The 18,868-nt window shown below is 69.5% G+C and carries 16 protein-coding genes; 7 read left to right on the top strand and 9 right to left on the bottom strand.

From position 1 onward, the window contains the following. Nucleotides 1-9 precede the first annotated feature (9 nt). Nucleotides 10-663: a response regulator gene (locus ACFVV5_RS07260; protein WP_387241132.1), complete on the top strand. Its 654-nt coding sequence runs from the start codon at nucleotides 10-12 to the stop codon at nucleotides 661-663. Between the two features lie 18 nt (nucleotides 664-681). Here the strand turns inward: ACFVV5_RS07260 and ACFVV5_RS07255 are convergent, their stop codons facing one another. The 4 genes from ACFVV5_RS07255 to ACFVV5_RS07240 all read right to left on the bottom strand — a co-directional run bounded on the left by ACFVV5_RS07255 (nucleotide 682) and on the right by ACFVV5_RS07240 (nucleotide 4,686). Beyond that, complete coding sequence (locus tag ACFVV5_RS07255) at nucleotides 682-1,962, bottom strand: MFS transporter (protein WP_387241129.1); 1,281 nt, start codon at nucleotides 1,960-1,962, stop codon at nucleotides 682-684. A 91-nt stretch (nucleotides 1,963-2,053) separates the two neighbouring features. Continuing rightward, nucleotides 2,054-2,362: an MTH1187 family thiamine-binding protein gene (locus tag ACFVV5_RS07250; protein WP_387241126.1), complete on the bottom strand. Its 309-nt coding sequence runs from the start codon at nucleotides 2,360-2,362 to the stop codon at nucleotides 2,054-2,056. 61 nt (nucleotides 2,363-2,423) lie between these two features. Further along, a complete protein-coding gene (locus ACFVV5_RS07245) occupies nucleotides 2,424-3,758 on the bottom strand; it encodes a hypothetical protein (protein ID WP_387241123.1) in 1,335 nt (444 codons plus the stop codon). Nucleotides 3,759-3,801: 43 nt separating this feature from the next. After that, nucleotides 3,802-4,686: an NAD(P)H-hydrate dehydratase gene (locus ACFVV5_RS07240; protein WP_387241120.1), complete on the bottom strand. Its 885-nt coding sequence runs from the start codon at nucleotides 4,684-4,686 to the stop codon at nucleotides 3,802-3,804. A 42-nt stretch (nucleotides 4,687-4,728) separates the two neighbouring features. On the opposite strand from ACFVV5_RS07240, the gene ACFVV5_RS07235 reads away from it, so the two are divergent. Further along, nucleotides 4,729-5,346 carry an HAD family hydrolase gene (locus ACFVV5_RS07235; protein WP_387241117.1) on the top strand — a complete coding sequence of 206 codons (618 nt, stop codon included), beginning with the start codon at nucleotides 4,729-4,731 and terminating at the stop codon, nucleotides 5,344-5,346. A 54-nt stretch (nucleotides 5,347-5,400) separates the two neighbouring features. Continuing rightward, nucleotides 5,401-6,486 (top strand): NADH:flavin oxidoreductase/NADH oxidase, encoded by a 1,086-nt coding sequence (locus ACFVV5_RS07230; protein ID WP_387241114.1) that lies wholly within the window; start codon nucleotides 5,401-5,403, stop codon nucleotides 6,484-6,486. 42 nt (nucleotides 6,487-6,528) lie between these two features. Here ACFVV5_RS07230 and ACFVV5_RS07225 read toward each other — a convergent pair whose 3' ends face one another. The 3 genes from ACFVV5_RS07225 to ACFVV5_RS07215 form a co-directional block, all read right to left on the bottom strand. Then, the gene (locus tag ACFVV5_RS07225; RefSeq protein WP_387241111.1) at nucleotides 6,529-7,566 is read right to left on the bottom strand and encodes a hemolysin family protein; all 1,038 of its coding nucleotides are present in this window, start codon (nucleotides 7,564-7,566) and stop codon (nucleotides 6,529-6,531) included. Next, complete coding sequence (locus ACFVV5_RS07220) at nucleotides 7,559-8,863, bottom strand: hemolysin family protein (RefSeq protein WP_387241346.1); 1,305 nt, start codon at nucleotides 8,861-8,863, stop codon at nucleotides 7,559-7,561. The genes ACFVV5_RS07225 and ACFVV5_RS07220 overlap by 8 nt, the downstream gene beginning before the upstream one ends. Before the next feature lie 203 nt (nucleotides 8,864-9,066). After that, complete coding sequence (locus ACFVV5_RS07215) at nucleotides 9,067-10,506, bottom strand: GuaB1 family IMP dehydrogenase-related protein (protein ID WP_387241108.1); 1,440 nt, start codon at nucleotides 10,504-10,506, stop codon at nucleotides 9,067-9,069. Nucleotides 10,507-10,637: 131 nt separating this feature from the next. Between ACFVV5_RS07215 and ACFVV5_RS07210 the strand changes: the two genes are divergently transcribed. Then, complete coding sequence (locus ACFVV5_RS07210; RefSeq protein ID WP_387241105.1) at nucleotides 10,638-14,513, top strand: multifunctional oxoglutarate decarboxylase/oxoglutarate dehydrogenase thiamine pyrophosphate-binding subunit/dihydrolipoyllysine-residue succinyltransferase subunit; 3,876 nt, start codon at nucleotides 10,638-10,640, stop codon at nucleotides 14,511-14,513. A gap of 102 nt (nucleotides 14,514-14,615) precedes the next feature. Beyond that, a complete protein-coding gene (locus tag ACFVV5_RS07205; protein WP_387241102.1) occupies nucleotides 14,616-15,404 on the top strand; it encodes a VOC family protein in 789 nt (262 codons plus the stop codon). Between the two features lie 47 nt (nucleotides 15,405-15,451). Here ACFVV5_RS07205 and ACFVV5_RS07200 read toward each other — a convergent pair whose 3' ends face one another. Both ACFVV5_RS07200 and ACFVV5_RS07195 read right to left on the bottom strand, forming a co-directional pair. After that, the gene (locus tag ACFVV5_RS07200) at nucleotides 15,452-15,694 is read right to left on the bottom strand and encodes a zf-HC2 domain-containing protein (protein WP_387241099.1); all 243 of its coding nucleotides are present in this window, start codon (nucleotides 15,692-15,694) and stop codon (nucleotides 15,452-15,454) included. Then, on the bottom strand, nucleotides 15,691-16,299 hold the full coding sequence (locus ACFVV5_RS07195; RefSeq protein ID WP_387241096.1) for a sigma-70 family RNA polymerase sigma factor: 609 nt from the start codon (nucleotides 16,297-16,299) through the stop codon (nucleotides 15,691-15,693). Before ACFVV5_RS07195 ends, ACFVV5_RS07200 begins: the two co-directional genes overlap by 4 nt. Nucleotides 16,300-16,413: 114 nt before the next feature. Here ACFVV5_RS07195 and aroA point away from each other — a divergent pair, with 114 nt between their 5' ends. Together aroA and rsgA are read left to right on the top strand one after the other, a co-directional pair. Then, nucleotides 16,414-17,775, top strand: coding sequence for a 3-phosphoshikimate 1-carboxyvinyltransferase (aroA, locus tag ACFVV5_RS07190; protein ID WP_387241093.1), 1,362 nt, complete (start codon nucleotides 16,414-16,416; stop codon nucleotides 17,773-17,775). Then, entirely contained in the window at nucleotides 17,776-18,822 is a 1,047-nt protein-coding gene (rsgA, locus tag ACFVV5_RS07185) for a ribosome small subunit-dependent GTPase A (protein ID WP_387241090.1), read from the top strand. The last annotated feature ends 46 nt before the right edge of the window (nucleotides 18,823-18,868 follow it).

Here is an 18,868-nt window from a genome sequence, read left to right as displayed (position 1 = left end):
AGGCCACTCGTGAGCGAGGCACCTCCCATCAGAATCGCGATCGTCGACGATCACAAGATGCTGCTCGGCGCACTGACCGAATGGATCCGCAGTGCCGCGGACGACATCCGGATGGTCGCGGCCGTAGCCAGCTGGCCCGAGCTGCTGACCCATCCGGAGTTCCCGGTGGACGTCGTGCTGCTCGACCTGGACCTCAAAGACAACATCCCTGTCTCCCTCAAGCTGTCCACGCTCAAGACCACGGGCGTCCGCACGGTGCTGATGAGCACGTACTCGGAGCCCGCCGTGGTTCGCGAGGCACTGGCCGCCGGCGCCCTCGGGTACCTGGTGAAGAGCGAGGACGCCGAGATGATCGTCGAGGCGATCCGCGCGGCGAGCAAGGGCGAGTCGTTCATCTCGGCCGAGCTCGACCTCGCGCTCAACGCCGGCGAGGTCGGCGGCGCGCCCAAGCTGAGCGCCCAGGAGCGCCGCGTCATGGCCCTCTACGGAGCGGGTGAGCCCGTCAAGGCCGTCGCGTTCCAGCTCGGCATCTCCGACGAGACCGCCAAGAGCTACCTCAAGCGCATCCGCGAGAAGTACCGCGTGGCCGGCTACGACGTGGGCACGAAGGTCGCTCTCCGCAAGCGCGCCATCCAGGACGGCATCCTCCTCCAGGGCGACTGACCTCGCCTGCCCTGCGGCCTAGTCGATCGTGACCGGGGTGGGGCGCTGGGCGTGCACCACGCCGGTGTCCACTCCGCGGCGTGCGCGCGACCGGTCGATCGAGAACGACAGCAGGGCGAGTCCGATGCCCGCGACGCAGAGCACCGCGCCGACGACGACCGGCGACAGGTAGCCGAAGCCGGCCGCGATCGTGAGGCCGCCGAGGGCCGCACCGGATGCGTTGGCGAGGTTCAGCGCGGAGTGGTTGAGCGCTGCCGCGATCGACTGGCTCTCGTGAGCGACATCCATCAGCCGCGTCTGGATCGTCGGCGACAGCGCGGAGCACGCCGCGGCGATCACGAACAGCGAGATCAGCAGCCCGGCGAGCGTCGCCGCCGTGACGTACAGGGTGGCGAGGCCCACCAGCAGGACGCCGAAGAACAGGAGCATCCCGCGCTTGAGGTCGCGGTCGGCGACCCAGCCGCCGAGCAGGTTGCCCACGGTCATCCCGACACCGATCAGGATGAGCACGAGCGGCACCGCGGACGCGCTCAGGCCGGTGACCGTGGTCACCATCGGGGCGACGTAGGTGTAGACCGCGAAGAACCCGCCGAAGCCGATCGCACCGATCAGCAGGGCGAGCCACACCTGGATCCGTCCGAACGCCTTCAGCTCGTTCGCCATGGTGGCCTTCGGGTTGCCCGCCTGCCACGGGACCAGGAACGCGACGGCGACGAAGGTGAGGGCGAAGATGCCGGCGACCACGAGGTAGGCGGCACGCCAGCCGTGGGTCTGCCCGAGCCACGTGATGAGCGGCACGCCGATCACGTTGGCGATCGTGAGCCCGGAGAGCACGAACGCCACGCCCTGACCGCGTCTGCCCGGACCCATCAGCGACGCTGCGACCAGCGAGGCGATGCCGAAGTACGCGCCGTGCGGAAGCGCGCTGATGAAGCGGGCGATCAGCACGAGCTGGAAGGTCGGTGCGAGCGCGGACGCGACCGTTCCGACGGCGAAGGCGACCAGCAGCCACAGCAGGAGCTTCTTGCGCGGCCAGCGTGCGCCGAAGGCGGCGATCGTGGGCGCCCCCACCACGACGCCGAGTGCGTAGGCCGAGATCACCCAGCCCGCCTGCGCGTTGGCGTCGTCGGGCGACACGGCGTACACGCCCGGAAGCAGGTCGTGCGCGATGTTGGGCAGCAGCCCCATCGCGACGAACTCGGTCGAGCCGATGCCGAAGCCGCCGAGGGCGAGTGCGAAGAGCGCAAGACGAATACGGGCCGACGACAGCTGCGTCGGCCCGTCGATGACAGGGTTCACCCCTCAAGCCTATATCGAATCGATTCGAGCCCGAGCACGCCGACGTGTCGCCGACGGACGGACCGTCGCGGCCATCCGGATGCCGGGCGACCTAGCCGTCGTTGTCGATCGCGGCCTCGAGCCGGTCGACCTTCGCTTCGAGCTCGCCCGTGTAGCCCGGACGGATGTCGGCTTTGAGCACGAGGGAGACGCGCGAACCGTAGTCTCCGACGACCTCGGTCGCCTGGCGGATCACCTCGAACACCTCGTCCCACTCGCCTTCGATGGTCGTGAACATCGCGTCCGTGTGGTTCGGGAGGCCCGAGTCGCGGACGATCCGCACGGCTGCGGCAACCGCATCGTGGACCGAGCCGTCCGTCCTGCCCGTACCGCTCGGCGCTACCGAGAATGCAACCAGCATCGCTCCTCCTTGTGTCGTCGCTCTCCAGCCTAGCCAGCCGCCGACGCGGTCACACGAGTGCTCAGCGCCCGGCGGCGACGTCCTCCGGCTCCCCCGGGATGTGCTCGGGCGCGCGGAACGGCCAGACGTGCAGCGGCAGCTCGTCCGCCTCGGCGTCCACGCCGATCAGGCCGCGCCAGAGTGCCGCGACCGCCCAGCCGAGGATGACGAAGAACATCAGGTTGCGAAGGGTCAGCACCACGAGCATCGCCGGCTGCGCGAAGAGCACCCAGTCGTACAGATAGGGGTAGATCAGCTGCGTGAGCGCCGCCGTCACCGTGACGAGGATCGTCGGCGTGCGGAAGCCGCGGCCCTGGTACACGAGACCGATCACCACCGGCGCCGCCAGCCAGGTCACGTACTGCGGCGACCCGACCTTGTTGAACGCGATGAAGGCGGCGACCAGGGCGAGCGACAGCTCCGGCAGGATGCGCGTGACGGGCGACCCGCGCCGCACCGCCCGGATGCCGATCAGGAATACCACCGCTGCACTCACCGCCAGCAGCGGGTTCATGAGCATCCCGGCCGTCGTGCTGCCGTCGCCGGTGACCTGGTAGGTGAGGATCTCGCGGTCGTAGTAGATGACGGCGTGCGGGACGCCGAGGGCGACCTGCCACATCCAGATGGTGCTGATCGGCGCTTCGATCTGCAGGCCGCGTCCGGTCTGCGTGGTGATGAAGCTGAAGACGTGCATCCCGGACCCGAAGGTGAGCGCCACGATCACGATGACCAGGCTCGTGACGGCCGCGTAGGCCACGATGCGCCAGCGGGTGCGGAACGCCACCACGGCCGCCGCGATCAGCGCTGCCGGCCACACCTTGATCCAGGTCGCGAAGGTGAGCACGACCACGGCCGCCTTCTCGTGGAACGTCAGCCAGAGCAGCCCGACGATCGCAAGCGACACCGACACCGAGTCGAGCCGGCCGATCGCGATCGGGCCGAGCAGCAGGAGGAACGCGAGCCACCACCAGGCCACGGCGATGCGGCGCCGGTCGCGGCCGACGATCAGAACGGCGAACGCGGCGGCGTCGAGCAGGAGCACCAGGGTGAGCCAGCCGCCGGTGTAGTTGTCGGCGCCGAACAGCAGCGGCAGCATGATCGGCACGAGTGCGCCGATCGGGTACACCCAGTCGGTCTGGATGCCCACGATCGAGGTTCCCTGGCCGGCGAGCTGGGCCCAGGGCTTGTAGACGAGGTAGACGTCGCCCAAGGGCATCCCGCCCGTGTTGAGGCTCAGCCAGCCGAGGAGGAGGTGCACCAGGAGGAATGCGCTCCACAGCGAGTACGGACTGGCGAAGAAGCGGCGTGCGGCGCTCGCGGTCGCCGGCGCCGGAGTCGGTGCCGGATCGATCCCCATAGTCGCCCATCGTAGTGGTCCCGGACGACCCCGGCCCGCGCGCTCAGCGAGCGGCGAGGAGTTCGCGCACGGTGGCCGGAAGGGCCTCGGCGATGTCGAGCGCGGTGATGGGCCCGCCGTCCGACGCACGCTCGCCGGCTCGGCCGTGGAGGAACGCGGCCGTCGCCGCGAGGGCGGGCAGCACGGATGCGCTGCTCCCGGCGATCTCGTCGGCGTGCGTCGCGAGCAACGCGCCCAGCACTCCGCCGAGAACGTCGCCGCTGCCGGCCGTGGCCAGCCACGAGGGTCCGGCCTGGACGGCGAACCGCGAGCCGTCGGTCCCGGCGACGTAGGTGGTGTGGCCCTTGAGGAGCACGGTCACGCCGAGGCTCCGGCAGGCGCGCGCCGCCCACTCCCCCGGGTCCGCGGCGATGTCGTCGGCCGTGACGGCGTCCGAGTCGTCGTCGGCCCCGACGGCCAGCACGGCGGCGAGCTCGCGGTAGTGCGGCGTGATGAGGACCGGACCGGTCGCGTCGCGCACGAGGTCGAGGGCGCCCGCGTCGATCACGATCGGGACGCCGTCGCGCAGGGCGGTGCGCAACCGCACGGCATCCTCCTGGGGGCGGGATGCGGCGTCCATCCCGGAGCCGATCAGCCAGGCCTGGACGCGTCCGGCAGCGGTCACCACCTCCGGTCGGCGGCGCAGCACGAAGTCGGCCGCACGCGGCGCACCGACGTAGCGCACCATCCCGAGCCCCGTGCGTGCGGCGGCCTCGACGCCGAGCACCGCTGCGCCCGGATAGAGCTCGGAGCCTGTGACGACGCCGAGCACTCCTCGCGAGTACTTGTCGCCGGAGGCCTCGGGCACTGCGATCCAGCGGGCGGCCTCCACACCACCCCATGCCTGCCAATTCTCCACAGCTCCTCCGCTCCCCGGTTTCGGGCTCATTCGTCCACGATAGGTTGAAGAGCGACGAAAGAGGTCAGCGATATGGGCATCAGCATCCCCGGCAAAGTCATCGTCTTCGACTATGGCGAGGTCATCTCGGTCACACCGAGCGACTCCGACCGGGCCCAGCTGGCGGGCCTGGCCGGCGGCGAGGCCGACGTGTTCTGGCCGGCATACTGGCGCCATCGCGACGCGCTCGATCAAGGCACGATGAGCATCCAGGAGTACTGGCGCGGCATCGAGCGCGAGCTGGGCGAGCACTGGGGCGACGCCACGATCCACCGGCTCTGGCTCGCCGACTTCCGCAGCTGGCTCAGCATCGACCACGACACCCTCGACGTGCTCATCGAACTCCAGGAGGGCGGGACGCGCATGGCGCTGCTCTCCAATGCCGGCCGCGATTTCGGCTCCTACTTCCGCCACGGCACGCTCGGAGACCTCTTCGAGCAGGTGTTCGTGAGCGGCGAGCTCGGCACCATCAAGCCCAGCGCCGACATCTTCGAGACGGTGATGCGCGATCTCGGCATCACCTCCGAGAGCATGGTCTTCATCGACAACAAAGAGGTTAACGTGCAGGGGGCGGAGGCTCTCGGCATCGCGGGGCACGTCTTCACCACCGCAGCCGATCTGCGGGCATATCTGGAGTCCCTGGCGGCTTAACAGCTTCAGGGCGTCCGCGCCCTTCACTCATCTGCTTCACGACGGGAACTCTGCATGCCCACCCTCTTCGATCCGATCACCCTTCGCGGCGTCACGATGCGCAACCGCATCTTCACCTCACCGATGTGCCAGTACTCCGTGCTCGACCACTCCGGCGTTCCGCAGCAATGGCAGCTCATCCACCTGACGTCGTTCGCCGTCGGCGGCAGCTCGCTCGTCTTCACGGAGGCCACCGCGGTGAGCCCCGAAGCGCGCATCTCGCCACGCGACACCGGCATCTGGAACGACGAGCAGCGTGATGCGTGGAAGCCCATCGTCGACGTCATCGCCTCGCAGGGGGCCGTGCCGGGCATCCAGCTGGGGCACGCGGGCCGCAAGGCGTCGAGCTGGCCGGCCTGGGGCTTCGAGGGTCGCACGGGCTCCGTCCCCGCCGAGGAGGGCGGCTGGAAGACCGTCGCACCGTCGCCCATCGCGTTCGGCGACCTCGACGAGCCGCGAGAACTCGACCTCGCCGGCATCGACGCCATCGTCGACGACTTCCGGATGGCCGCGGGGCGTGCCGTCGAAGCCGGGTTCCGCGCGATCGAGCTCCACGGCGCCCACGGCTACCTGCTGCACCAGTTCCTCTCCCCCCTCGCCAACCACCGCACCGACGCGTACGGCGGCTCGCTCGAGAACCGCGCCCGCATCCTCCTGCGCATCGTGCGCGCCGTGCGCGAAGAGCTGGGCGACGAGCTGGCCCTCTTCGTCCGCTTCTCCGGCAGCGACTGGGCCGAGGGCGGCTGGGACGAGCAGCAGACGGCCACCGTCGCCGGATGGGCGCGGGATGCCGGCGCCGACTTCTTCGACATCTCGAGCGGCGGCATACAGAGCGGCATCCGCATCCCGCTGGAGCCGGGCTACCAGGTGCCGTTCGCGGCGCACGTCCGCAGCTCGGCGGAGGTCGAGGTGAGCGCCGTGGGCCTCATCACAACGCCCCAGCAGGCGGCGGAGATCGTCGAGAGCGGCAAGGCCGACGCCGTCATGCTCGCGCGCGAGCTGCTGCGCGACCCCCACTTCGCGCTGCGTGCGGCCCACGAGCTCGGCGCGACCATCGACTATTGGCCGCAGCAGTACCTCCGGGCGCGCTGGCACGCCTGACGCCCCTCACGGTCGACGGAGCGACCCGCGCGACCCGGCACCTCACGAACGCCGGGTCGCGTCCTGAACCTCGCCGACGAGCTCCTCGATGATGTCCTCCAGGAAGAGCACGCCCGTCGTGACGCCGGCCGCATCGACCACGCGCGCCAGGTGCACACCCGAGCGGCGCATCGTCGCCAGCGCGTCCTCGAGATCGCTCTCGGCGAAGACCGTGACGAGGCGGCGGATGCGCTTGGCGGGCACCGGCAGCTCGAAGCCCGTCTCCTCCAGGTCGAGCACGTCCTTGAGATGCAGGTACCCCGTCGGCTCGCCGGAGGCATCCGGGACCACGTAACGCGAGAAGCCGTGCTTGGTGACGGCCCGCTCGACATCGGCCGGAGTCGGCGACGGCGGAAGAGAGATCAGGGAGTCCAGCCCCAGCGCGACATCGTGCACCTTCTTCGACGTGAACTCGAACGCGGCCGTAAGGGCGCCGGTGCGGTCGGTCAGCATCCCCTCGCGAGTGGACTGGCTGACGATCGTCGCCACCTCCTCGAGAGTGAACGTGCTGGCCGCCTCCTCCTTCGGCTCGACGCCGAACAGGCGCAGCACCGCGTTCGCCGACGCGTTCAAGGCGACGATGATCGGCTTCACCGCGCGCCCGATGGCCACGAGCGGCGGCGCGAGCAGCAGAGCCGCGCGATCCGGCATCGAGAACGACAGGTTCTTCGGGACCATCTCGCCGAACACCACGTGCAGGAACGACACGAGCACCAGCGTCACGATGAACGCGATCGTTCCGATCACTTCGTCCGGCCACCCGGTGAGGCCGAGCGGCCCCTCCAGCAGGTGGTGGATGGCCGGCTCCGACACGTTCAGGATGAGCAGCGAGCACACCGTGATGCCGAGCTGGGTGGTCGCCAGCATCAGCGTGGCGTGCTCCATCGCGTAGAGCGCCGTCTTCGCGCTGCGCTTGCCGCGCTCGGCGAGCGGCTCGATCTGCGAGCGTCGTGCCGAGATCACGGCGAACTCCGCGCCGACGAAGAAGGCGTTGATCGCGAGCAGGACGATCAGCCAGACGATACCGATCCAGTCACTCATCGTCGGCCTCCCCCGCGGTCACCGGGTCCGGCGTGTACCGGATGCGGTCCACCCGCCGTCCCTCGAGGCGCTCCACCCGGAGCGTGCCTCCACCGATCGGGACCTCGTCGCCGACGGCGGGCAGCCGGCCGAGCTCGTTCATCACGAAGCCGGCGACCGTCTCGTACGGTCCCTCTTCGGGAACCGTGACGCCCGCCCGTTCGAGCAGTTCGTCGGGTCTCAGGATGCCCGGGAACGTCAGCGAGTCCCGGCCGCGCACCACGCCGGCGCGGGTGCGGTCGTGTTCGTCGGCCACCTCGCCCACGATCTCCTCGACCAGGTCTTCGAGCGTGGCGATGCCGGAGGTGCCGCCGTACTCGTCGACGACGACCGCCAGCTGGTAGCCGCGAGCGCGGAGCTCGCCGAGCAGCGTGTCGAGGTTCATGGTCTCGGGGACGCGGAGCGCGTCCGTCATCAGCGCGGACACCGGAACGCGCGACCGGCGGGCGCGAGGCACCGCCACCGCCTGTTTCACGTGGACGATGCCGACCACATCGTCGATGTCGTCGTCGCTCACCGGGAACCGCGAGTAGCCGGTCCTGCGCGCGAGGTCCAGCACGGCCTGGGCCGGCTCCGCACGCTGGACGGTGACGATGCGCGGCCGGGGGGTCATCACGTCGGAGGCCGTGTGCCGCGAGAACGCCAGGGTGCGGCTCAGCAGCGTGGCCGTGTCCGCCTCCAGAACGCCGGCGCTGGCCGACCGTCGCACCAGCGACGAGAGCTCCTCGGCGGTGCGCGCTCCGGACAGCTCCTCCTTCGGCTCCACGCCGAACAGGCGCAGCACGGCGTTGGCCGTCCCGTTGAGCACGGCGATGAACGGGCGGAAGACAGTGGTGAACACCGTCTGGAACGGGATGACCAGCTTGGCCGTCGCGATCGGAAGGGCGAGCGCGAAGTTCTTGGGGACGAGCTCGCCGAGGATCATCGAGAGCAGGGTGGCCACCACGATCGCCACGGTGACGGCGATGGGCACGACGACGCTCTCCGGGATGCCGAGCGCGCGCAGCGGAGCGTCGAGCAGCGAACTGATGGCCGGCTCCATCGTGTAACCGGTGAGCAGCGTCGTCAACGTGATGCCCAGCTGTGCGCTGGACAGGTGGGTCGACGTGATCTTGAGGGCGGCGATCGTCATGCTGAGACGTGACTCGCCACGCGCCCGGCGGGCTTCGAGCTCGCCGCGATCCAGATTGACGAGGGAGAATTCGCTGGCCACGAACAGGCCGGTGCCCACGGTCAGCAGGAGGCCGACCCCGAGCATGATCCACTCATACGCCACGGTGGTCACCGCGTCTCCGGATGCTCCCGCTCAGGCGGCCGCCGAGGGCTGGCGAGGCCATCGGCCTCGCGGAATCGAATGGGCTGTACGCAGAAGGAGGGTCGTCCATTGTCTCGCCAAGTATAGCGACACGGCGGTCCGGGTCCCTGGTAGGTCGGCGGTGAGGCCTCGGCCGTCCCGACCGCTTACCAGGAGACCGGCAGCGCCTTGCCCTCCTCGTAGCCGGCAGCCGACTGGATGCCCACCAGAGCACGCTCGTGGAACTCCGAGAGCGATCGTGCGCCCGCGTAGGTGAACGAGCTGCGCAGCCCGGTCGTGATCATGTCGAGCAGGTCCTCCACCGACGGCCGGAGCGGATCGAGGTAGATGCGCGAGCTCGAGATGCCCTCGGCGAACAGGGTCTTCCGGGCGAGCTCGTAGGCGTCGAGGCGCTCGAACCGGCCCTTGACCGCTTTGGTGCTCGCCATGCCCCAGCTCTCCTTGTAGAGGGCGCCACGCTCGTCGGTGTTGAGCACCCCCGGCGCTTCGATGGTGCCCGCGAACCAGGAGCCGATCATCACCGACGCGCCGCCCGCGGCGAGCGCGAGGGCCACATCCCGGGGATAGCGCACGCCGCCGTCCGCCCAGACGTGCGCGCCGAGCTCGAAGGCCGTCTCCGACGTCTCCAGCACAGCGGAGAACTGGGGGCGACCGACCGCCGTCATCATGCGCGTCGTGCACATGGCGCCGGGCCCGACGCCGACCTTCAGGATGTCCGCCCCGGCGTCCACGAGGTCGCGCACAGCCTGAGCGGTGACCACGTTGCCGGCCGCGATGGGCAGGCCGAGGCCGAGGTCCTTCACCGTGCGGATGGCACGGCGCATGCCGTCCTGATCGCCGTGGGCCGTGTCGATCACGAGCACGTCCACCCCGGCCGCGGCGAGCGCTCTGGCTTTGCTCGCGACATCGCCGTTGATGCCGATCGCGGCCGCGACGCGCAGCCGCCCGTGGGCGTCGAGCGCCGGCTCGTAGATCGTCGAGCGCAGGGCGCTGCGCCGGCTGAGCGTGCCGACCACCTTTCCGTGGTCGAGCACGGGCGCGAACTCGAGGTCCGCGGCGTTCATCACGTCGAAGGCGGCCCGGCCGCCGGTGATGTCCTCGGCATCGAGCGAGGTGATGGCGCCGTGCAGCAGGTCGCCGAGCCGGGCATCCGGAAGCGCGGAGCCGAGCCTGCCGGCCGCGAGCGCGCCGAGGTAGGTGCCGTCGGCGTCGTTGATGACGACCCCGTGGCCCTCCAGCGCCGGAACACGGCGCAGGGCGTCGGCCACCGTCTCGTCGGGGCCGAGCACGTACGGGGTGTCGAAGGCCACGGGCTGGGCCTTGACCCACCGGATGGCGTCGTCGAGATCCTGCAGGTGCATGTCCTGCGGCAGCACCCCGAGACCGCCCCTCCTGGCGAGCGTGGCGGCGAGGCGCTTGCCGGTCACCGAGTTCATGTTGGCCGAGACGATCGGGATGGTCGCGCCCGTCCCGTCGTTGGGCGCGAGGGACACGTCGAGGCGGCTCGTCACCGATGAACGGGACGGGATGAGGAACACGTCGGAGTACGTCAGATCGTTGATCGGATTCGTTCCATAGAACTGCATGGGAATAACGCTACCCCCCGCCTGAGCGCCAGCACCTGCCGCCCGATGGGATTAGGCTTGAGGACTGGATGGAAACGGGCGGTCATGCCGCCCGATCGAGACGAATCAATGGAGAGAGTGGGCGATCGGCTGTGTCGAGCCAATTGACCGGAGTGGGAACCGACGACGGGTCCTCGGGCGAATTCGGAGCCAACGAATGGCTCGTCGACGAACTGTACGAGCAGTACATCGTCGACAAGAACTCGGTCGACAAATCCTGGTGGCCGATTCTCGAGAGCTACAAGCCGACGGTCAAAGACGAGGGCGCGCAGTCCTCCATCCCGTCGCCTGACGAGACACCCGCCCCCAGCCCCACCGAGCCGACCGCGCCGAATCCGACCGAACCGGTCGTCCCGAGCCCGGCCGAGCCGAACGTGCCGAGCCCGACCGAGCCGGCGCCCCCCGCTCCCACGGAGCCGTCCGTGCCCAGCGGCGGGTCCGCCCCGCTCACTGCGCCCATCCCGGTCATCGGCAGCCAGCCGGTCGCCCGCACCACGTCGATCGCCCCGAAGCCGCAGCCGGTGCCGGCCGACGCCCCGGTCACCTCACCGCAGCAGGTGATCACGCCCGAGGGCGAGCCCGCCGAGGAGCCGCAAGACAAGGTCACGCCACTGCGCGGCATGTCGAAGACCCTCGCCACCAACATGGATGCGAGCCTCACGGTCCCGACCGCGACCAGCGTGCGCACCGTCCCGGCCAAGCTGATGATCGACAACCGCATCGTCATCAACAACCACCTCAAGCGCGCCCGTGGCGGCAAGGTCTCGTTCACTCACCTGATCGGCTGGGCGCTCGTCCAGGCGCTCAAGGACTTCCCGAGCCAGAACGTGTACTACGACGAGGTCGACGGCAAGCCCTCCGTGGTCGCGCCCGCCCACGTCAACCTCGGCATCGCCATCGACCTCCCGAAGCCCGACGGATCGCGCGCACTTCTCGTGCCGAGCATCAAGCGAGCCGACACGATGGGCTTCGGCGAATTCCTCGCCGCCTACGAGGAGCTCGTCTCCCGGGCCAGGAACAACAAGCTGACGGCGGCCGACTTCGCGGGCACCACCATCTCGCTCACGAACCCGGGCGGTATCGGAACCGTGCACTCCGTCCCGCGGCTGATGAAGGGCCAGGGAGCCATCATCGGCGCCGGAGCCCTCGAGTACCCGGCCGAGTTCCAGGGCGCGGCCGAGAAGACGCTCGCCAACCTCGCGATCGGCAAGACGATCACTCTCACCAGCACCTACGACCACCGCGTCATCCAGGGTGCCGGGTCCGGCGAGTTCCTCAAGATCGTGCACGAGCTGCTGATCGGCAAGCGCGACTTCTACGAGCACATCTTCGCCGCGCTGCGCATCCCGTACTCCCCCATCCAGTGGGCGCCCGACATCAGCGTCGACCTGGCCAGCGCCGTCGACAAGACCGCACGCGTGCAGGAGCTCATCAACGCGTTCCGTGTGCGCGGCCACCTGATGGCCGACATCGACCCCCTCGAGTACAAGCAGCGCACCCACCCCGACCTCGACATCGCCAGCCACGGCCTCACGTTCTGGGACCTCGACCGCGAGTTCGTCACCGGCCAGTTCGGCGGCGACAAGCGCAAGATGCTGCTGCGCGACATCCTCGGCGTGCTCCGCGACTCGTACTGCCGCACGGTCGGCATCGAGTACATGCACATCCAGGACCCCGCCCAGCGCAAGTGGATCCAGAACAAGGTCGAGCGCGGGTACGAGAAGCCGTCGCACGACGAGCAGCTGCGCATCCTCGGCAAGCTGAACGAGGCCGAGGCCTTCGAGACCTTCCTGCAGACCAAATACGTCGGCCAGAAGCGGTTCAGCCTCGAAGGCGGCGAGTCCACCATCGCGGCGCTCGACACGATCCTCCAGGGCGCAGCCGAGGAGGGCCTCGACGAGGTCGCCATCGGCATGGCGCACCGCGGCCGCCTCAACGTGCTCACCAACATCGCCGGCAAGACCTACGGTCAGATCTTCCGCGAGTTCGAGGGCACCCAGGACCCGCGCACCGTGCAGGGCTCCGGCGACGTCAAGTACCACCTCGGCACCGAAGGCACCTTCAAGGGCGCCAACGGCGAAGAGATCCCGGTCTACCTCGCGGCCAACCCCTCGCACCTCGAGGCGGCCGACGGCGTGGTCGAAGGCGTCGTCCGCGCCAAGCAGGACCGCCGCCCGCCGATGACCTTCCTCACCCTGCCGATCCTCGTGCACGGAGACGCGGCCATGGCCGGTCAGGGCGTCGTGGTCGAGACGTTGCAGATGTCGCAGCTGCGGGCCTACCGCACCGGCGGCACCATCCACGTCAACATCAACAACCAGGTCGGGTTCACCACGTCGCCCAGCGAGTCCCGCTCGTCGGTCTACTCGACCGATGCGGCGAAGACGATCCAGGCGCCGATCTTCCACGTGAACGGCGACGACCCCGAGGCCGTGGTGCGCGTCTCGCAGCTCGCCTTCGAGTACCGCCAGGAGTTCAAGCGCGACGTCGTCATCGATCTCATCGCGTATCGTCGCCGTGGCCACAACGAGGGCGACGACCCCTCGATGACGCAGCCCCTGATGTACAACCTCATCGAGGCCAAGCGGTCCGTGCGCCGCCTCTACACCGAAGCGCTCGTCGGCCGCGGTGACATCACACAAGACGAGTTCGAGCAGGCGCACCGCGACTTCCAGGAGCGCCTGGAGCGTGCCTTCATGGAGACGCACGAGGCCCAGACGCACTCCACCCCGGTGATCGCCGACGACCCCGACGCCGTCGCCGACCTCGAGCGTCCGATCGCCCAGCAGGGCGAGGACGCCTCGGGCGAGCCGGAGACGACCGGTGTCAGCGAGCAGGTCATCCAGCTGATCGGCGACGCGTTCAACAACCCGCCCGCCGGCTTCACCGTCCACCCCAAGCTGCAGCAGCTGCTGGTCAAGCGCGGCGACATGAGCCGCAACGGCAACATCGACTGGGGCTTCGGAGAGCTGCTGGCGCTCGGTTCCGTCCTGCTCGAGGGCACGCCCGTGCGCATGGCCGGTCAGGACACACGTCGCGGCACCTTCGTCCAACGTCACGCCGTGCTCCACGACCGCACGAACGGTCAGGAATGGCTGCCGCTGGCGAACCTGAGCGACAACCAGGCCAAGTTCTGGATCTACGACTCCCTGCTGAGCGAGTACGCCGCGATGGGCTTCGAATACGGCTACTCGGTCGAGCGCCCCGACGCTCTCGTGCTGTGGGAGGCCCAGTTCGGCGACTTCGCGAACGGCGCCCAGATCATCATCGACGAGTTCGTGTCGTCGGCCGAGCAGAAGTGGGGCCAGCGTTCCTCGCTCGTGCTGCTGCTCCCGCACGGGTACGAAGGCCAGGGTCCCGATCACTCGAGCGCCCGCATCGAGCGGTACCTCCAGCTGTGCGCCGAGAACAACATGACCGTCGCGCGACCCTCGACGCCCGCGTCGTACTTCCACCTGCTGCGACGCCAGGCCTACGCCCGTCCGCGCCGTCCGCTCGTCGTGTTCACCCCGAAGGCGATGCTGCGACTGCGCGGCGCCACCAGCGATGTGGCCGACTTCACCCAAGGCAAGTTCGAGCCGGTGTTCGACGACGCGCGCATCACCGACCGCAACGCGGTGAAGCGCGTGCTGCTCATGGCAGGCAAGCTGTACTACGACCTCCTCAACGAGCTGGAGAAGAACCCCAACCCGGAGATCGCACTCGTGCGGGTGGAGCAGTACTATCCGCTGCCCGCCGCTGAGCTGCAGGCGGTAGTCGCCTCGTATCCCAACGCCGAGCTGGTGTGGGTCCAGGACGAGCCGGAGAACCAGGGCGCCTGGCCGTACATAATCCTCGAGACCTCCAAGCTGGGCCCCCGCCCGCTCGGTGTCATCTCCCGTCCGCCGTCGGCGTCGCCGGCCGCAGGCTCGGCCAAGCGCCACGCGCAGGAGCAGAGCGTGCTCGTCCAGAGGGCGCTCACCCTCTAGACCGCAGCTCACCGCCGAAGGGTGTCCAGTGCATCCGGAGTTCACCATCCGGATGCTCGTGGCACCCTTCGGCGTCGGTGGCGCCGGGCGTACAGTGTCGCCATGACCGTCATCACGAAACACCGTCTCGGTGAGCCCTGCTGGGTCGACTACGCGAGCGCCGACCTCGCGGCCTCACGCGACTTCTACACCGCGCTGTTCGGCTGGGAGGCCGAAGCCGCGCCGGAGGAGTACGGCGGCTACCTGACCTTCCGCGCCGGCGGCCGCGCCGTCGCGGGGATGGGCAGCGCGATGGGCGGGATGCAGCCGAACGTGTGGACGACCTACCTCCTCGTCGAAGACGCCGAAGCCACCGTGACCGCGGCCGAGGACGCCGACGCCGACGTGCTCGCCCCCGCGATGACGATCGGCGACCGCGGCGCCATGGCCGTGATCGCCGACCCCGGAGGAGCCGCGATCGGACTCTGGGAGCCCGGGCTCTTCCACGGTTTCGAGCTCGCCGCCGAGGCCGGCGCCCCCGCCTGGCACGAGCTGTACGCGCGCAGCTACCAGGCGCAGCTCGACTTCTACACGGCGGTCTTCGGCTGGACGCCCAAGATACTGGGCGACACGGCGGACTTCCGCTACGCGACGTTCGGGCCGGAAGACGCACCCGCAGGCGGCATCTACGACGCCGACAAGATGCTGCCGGACGGCATCCCGTCGCACTGGACGATCTACTTCGGAGTGGACGACCCCGAGGCGTCCTGTGCGCGCGTCGTCGAACTCGGCGGCAGCGTCATCCGGGACCCGTGGGACAGCGACTTCGGTCGCTTCGCCCAGGTCAACGATCCGCTCGGTGGCATGTTCCTGCTTCACCAGGTGGGCAGCGGCGGCTCAGCGCCGGCCTAGCTCGGGCTCAGTGGCTACGGCTCGGGCTCAGCGGGTACGGCTCGGGCTCAGTGGGTGGCCTGGATCGAACGGATCCGCAGCAGGACCTCGGCGCGCAGCGTCTCGGGAGCCGTCTCTCGGCACGCCCGCTGCACCACCTCGGTGAGCACGACGTTCAAGTGCGCCTCGTCGGAGCATCCGTCGCAGTGCGCGAGGTGCTCGCGGATGTCGGCAGCATCTTCGCTGCGCAGCTCGTTGCGCAGGTACTCTTCGAGATCCTGTTTGGCCTTGTCGCAGCCGCAATCGGTCATTTCGTGCTCCTGGGGGTCTGCACGGCGGAAAGCCCCCGCTCGTGCGCGTAGTCGGTGAGAAGCTCCCGCAGCATGCGGCGGCCGCGGTGGAGGCGGCTCATCACGGTGCCGATCGGGGTCTTCATGATGTCGGCGATCTCCTGGTAGGAGAATCCCTCGACGTCGGCGAAGTAGACGGCCATCCGGAAGTCCTCCGGGATGGCCTGCAGCGCGTCTTTGACGGCACTGTCGGGCAGGTGGTCGATCGCCTCGGCCTCGGCGGATCGGCTGGTCGACGCGGTGGTGGACTCCGCCCCGCCGAGCTGCCAGTCCTCGAGTTCGTCGATCGTTCCCTGATACGGCTCGCGCTGCTTCTTGCGATACGTGTTGATGAAGGTGTTCGTGAGGATGCGGTACAGCCACGCCTTCAGGTTGGTGCCCTGCTGGAACTGGCGGAACGCCGCATACGCCTTGACGAAGGTCTCCTGCACCAGGTCCTGCGCGTCGGCAGGGTTCCTGGTCATGCGGAGCGCTGCCGCGTACAGCTGGTCCATGTACGGCAGTGCCTGCTCTTCGAAGAGCGGCCCGAGGTCGCCCGCTTCGGTCTCGTCAGTGTCGGTGCTCATCACCGGCCAGTCTAGTTCTGCCAGTGCGTCGACACTGGGAGAGTCCAGAACGATGGTCGCCGATGCCACGAGCTGTCCTTCCTTCGATCGAAAACGCGGATACCCTTGAGAACAATGCTGATCTCGAAATATTCCGCCCCGGAGTTCGATCCGTATGGCGACAACACGCATGACGAGCCCGAAACGGTGTGGCCCGCGCCCGTCGCGCGTGGCCCGCTGAACGCCTCTGTGTCGCTTCCCGGGTCGAAGTCGCTGACCGCGCGCGAGCTCGTCCTCGCCGCCCTGGCCGACGGTCCGTCGCTGCTCCGGTCGCCGTTGCACTCGCGCGACAGCACCAACATGGTCGAGGCCCTGCGCGCGCTCGGCGTCGGCATCGAAGAGCGCCCGGGCAGCGGGGTGTTCGGCGCCGACCTGCTCGTCACCCCGCCCGAGGAGCTGATCGGGAGCACGACCATCGACTGCGGCCAGGCGGGCACGGTGATGCGGTTCGTCCCGCCGGTCGCCGGGCTCGCGCTCGGCCCGACCATGTTCGACGCCGACGACTCGGCCCGTGGCCGGCCGATGGGCTCCATCATCTCCTCGCTGCGCGACCTGGGCGTCGACATCAACGACGACGGTCGAGCCAAGCTCCCGTTCACCGTGCACGGCACCGGCTCGGTCACCGGAGGGGCGATCACGATCGACGCCTCCTCGTCGAGCCAGTTCGTCAGCGCCCTCCTGCTGTCGGCGTCGCGTTTCGACAACGGCATCGACCTCACCCACTCCGGCGAGCGCCTTCCGAGCCTCCCGCACATCGAGATGACCATCGCCACTCTGGCCGCACGCGGCGTCACGGTGGAGTCTCCCGAGGTGGGTCGCTGGGTCGTGCATCCGGGTCCCATCGCCGCACTCGACGTCGACATCGAGCCCGACCTCTCCAACGCGGCGCCGTTCCTCGCGGCAGCGGTCGTCACCGGCGGTTCGGTGACGGTCACCGGATGGCCGTCCCGCACCACCCAGGTCGGAGCCGACCTCGCCGAGCTCCTCCCCCTCTTCGGCGCCACCGTCACCCGCGACGGGGACCGCCTGACGGTGACCGGCGGGGAGAGCATCCGGGGCGTCACGCTCGACCTGTCGACCGGCGGCGAGCTCGCCCCCGCCCTTGTCGCGATCGCCGCCCTGGCCGACGAGCCGAGCGAGATCACCGGCATCGGCCACATCCGGCACCACGAGACCGACCGCCTCGCGGCACTCGTCGCCGAGATCAACCGGCTCGGCGGCGCCGTCACCGAACTGCCCGACGGCCTGCGCATCGAGCCGCGCCCGCTCACCGGCGGCGTCTGGCTCAGCTACGACGACCACCGGATGGCCACGGCCGGCGCGATCGTGGGCCTCGTTGTCCCCGGCGTGGAGATCGAGAACGTGGCCACCACCGCCAAGACCCTCCCGCAGTTCACCCAGCTGTGGCAGCGGCTGGTCGAGGAAGGCTCGGCTTAGATGTCGTGGTGGGCGGACGGTGAGGACGAGCCGGACGAGTACGACGCGTACGACGAAGCCGACATCCGCTCCCGCCCCAACCCGAAGGGCAACCGTCCGCGCAGCAAGATGAGGCCGGAGCACGCGGATGCCCGCATCGCACGGGTGCTCGGAGTGGACCGCGGGCGCTACACCGTGCTGCTCGACGAGGACACCTCCGACGAACGCCAGATGACGGCGACGCGGGCGAGCGAGCTGCGCAAGCACGCGATCGTGACCGGTGACCGGGTGGCCGTCGTGGGCGACACCACCGGCGAAGACGGGACGCTCGGCCGCATCGTGCGCATCGAGCCCCGGGCCACGCTGCTGCGGCGAAGCGCCGACGACACCGACGAGGTGGAGCGCGTCATCGTCGCGAACGCCGACCAGATGCTCATCGTGGTGTCCGCTGCGAACCCGGAGCCGCGCACGCGCCTGGTCGACCGTTACCTCGTGGCCGCGTACGACGCCGGCATCCGACCGATGCTGTGCGTCACCAAGATCGACCTGGCCGACCCCGGACCGTTCCTCGAGAACTTCCGCGGGCTCGACCTCCCGGTGTTCACCAGCCGCGAGGACCACATCCCGGTCGACGCGATCAAGGCCGCGCTCGTCGGCCACGACACGGTGGTCGTCGGGCACTCGGGCGTGGGCAAGTCGACGCTCGTGAACGAGATCGTGCCGGGAGCCAAACGGGCGACCGGGCACGTCAACGTGGTCACCGGCCGCGGGCGCCACACGTCGTCGTCGACCGTGTCGCTGCGCGTGGAGAACGGGGAAGGGCACGGCTGGGTGATCGACACCCCCGGGGTGCGCTCGTTCGGCCTCGGGCACATCAAGACCGAGAACATCCTGAAGTCGTTCACCGACCTCGCCGAGCTCGCAGAGGACTGCCCGCGCGGCTGTACGCACTTGCCCGACGCGCCGGACTGCGCGATCGTCGAGGCCGTCGAGGCCGGGCGGCTGGGCGACATCGGTCGCGCCCGCCTCGACTCGCTGCAGCGGCTGCTCACGACGTTCGCGCGCTGAACTCGCGGCCCGCACCGGCCCGCCCCGGCCCGCCCCGAGCATCCGC

This window comes from Leifsonia sp. NPDC058248 (genome assembly GCF_042881905.1).
In the GTDB taxonomy this organism is placed as follows: Bacteria; Actinomycetota; Actinomycetes; order Actinomycetales; family Microbacteriaceae; genus Leifsonia.
Note: the sequence above shows the minus strand (reverse complement) of the source record. Positions and strands in the feature narration are given on the sequence as shown.

Coding starts and splice junctions, on each gene's coding strand:
- ACFVV5_RS07250 (WP_387241126.1), bottom strand. CDS start 2,362: ATGCTGGTTGCATTCTCGGTAGCGCCGAGCGGTACGGGCAGGACGGAC.
- ACFVV5_RS07245 (WP_387241123.1), bottom strand. CDS start 3,758: ATGGGGATCGATCCGGCACCGACTCCGGCGCCGGCGACCGCGAGCGCC.
- ACFVV5_RS07240 (WP_387241120.1), bottom strand. CDS start 4,686: ATGAGCCCGAAACCGGGGAGCGGAGGAGCTGTGGAGAATTGGCAGGCA.
- ACFVV5_RS07235 (WP_387241117.1), top strand. CDS start 4,729: ATGGGCATCAGCATCCCCGGCAAAGTCATCGTCTTCGACTATGGCGAG.
- ACFVV5_RS07230 (WP_387241114.1), top strand. CDS start 5,401: ATGCCCACCCTCTTCGATCCGATCACCCTTCGCGGCGTCACGATGCGC.
- ACFVV5_RS07225 (WP_387241111.1), bottom strand. CDS start 7,566: ATGAGTGACTGGATCGGTATCGTCTGGCTGATCGTCCTGCTCGCGATC.
- ACFVV5_RS07220 (WP_387241346.1), bottom strand. CDS start 8,863: ATGCTCGGGGTCGGCCTCCTGCTGACCGTGGGCACCGGCCTGTTCGTG.
- ACFVV5_RS07215 (WP_387241108.1), bottom strand. CDS start 10,506: ATGCAGTTCTATGGAACGAATCCGATCAACGATCTGACGTACTCCGAC.
- ACFVV5_RS07205 (WP_387241102.1), top strand. CDS start 14,616: ATGACCGTCATCACGAAACACCGTCTCGGTGAGCCCTGCTGGGTCGAC.
- ACFVV5_RS07200 (WP_387241099.1), bottom strand. CDS start 15,694: ATGACCGATTGCGGCTGCGACAAGGCCAAACAGGATCTCGAAGAGTAC.
- ACFVV5_RS07195 (WP_387241096.1), bottom strand. CDS start 16,299: ATGAGCACCGACACTGACGAGACCGAAGCGGGCGACCTCGGGCCGCTC.
- aroA (WP_387241093.1), top strand. CDS start 16,414: ATGCTGATCTCGAAATATTCCGCCCCGGAGTTCGATCCGTATGGCGAC.
- rsgA (WP_387241090.1), top strand. CDS start 17,776: ATGTCGTGGTGGGCGGACGGTGAGGACGAGCCGGACGAGTACGACGCG.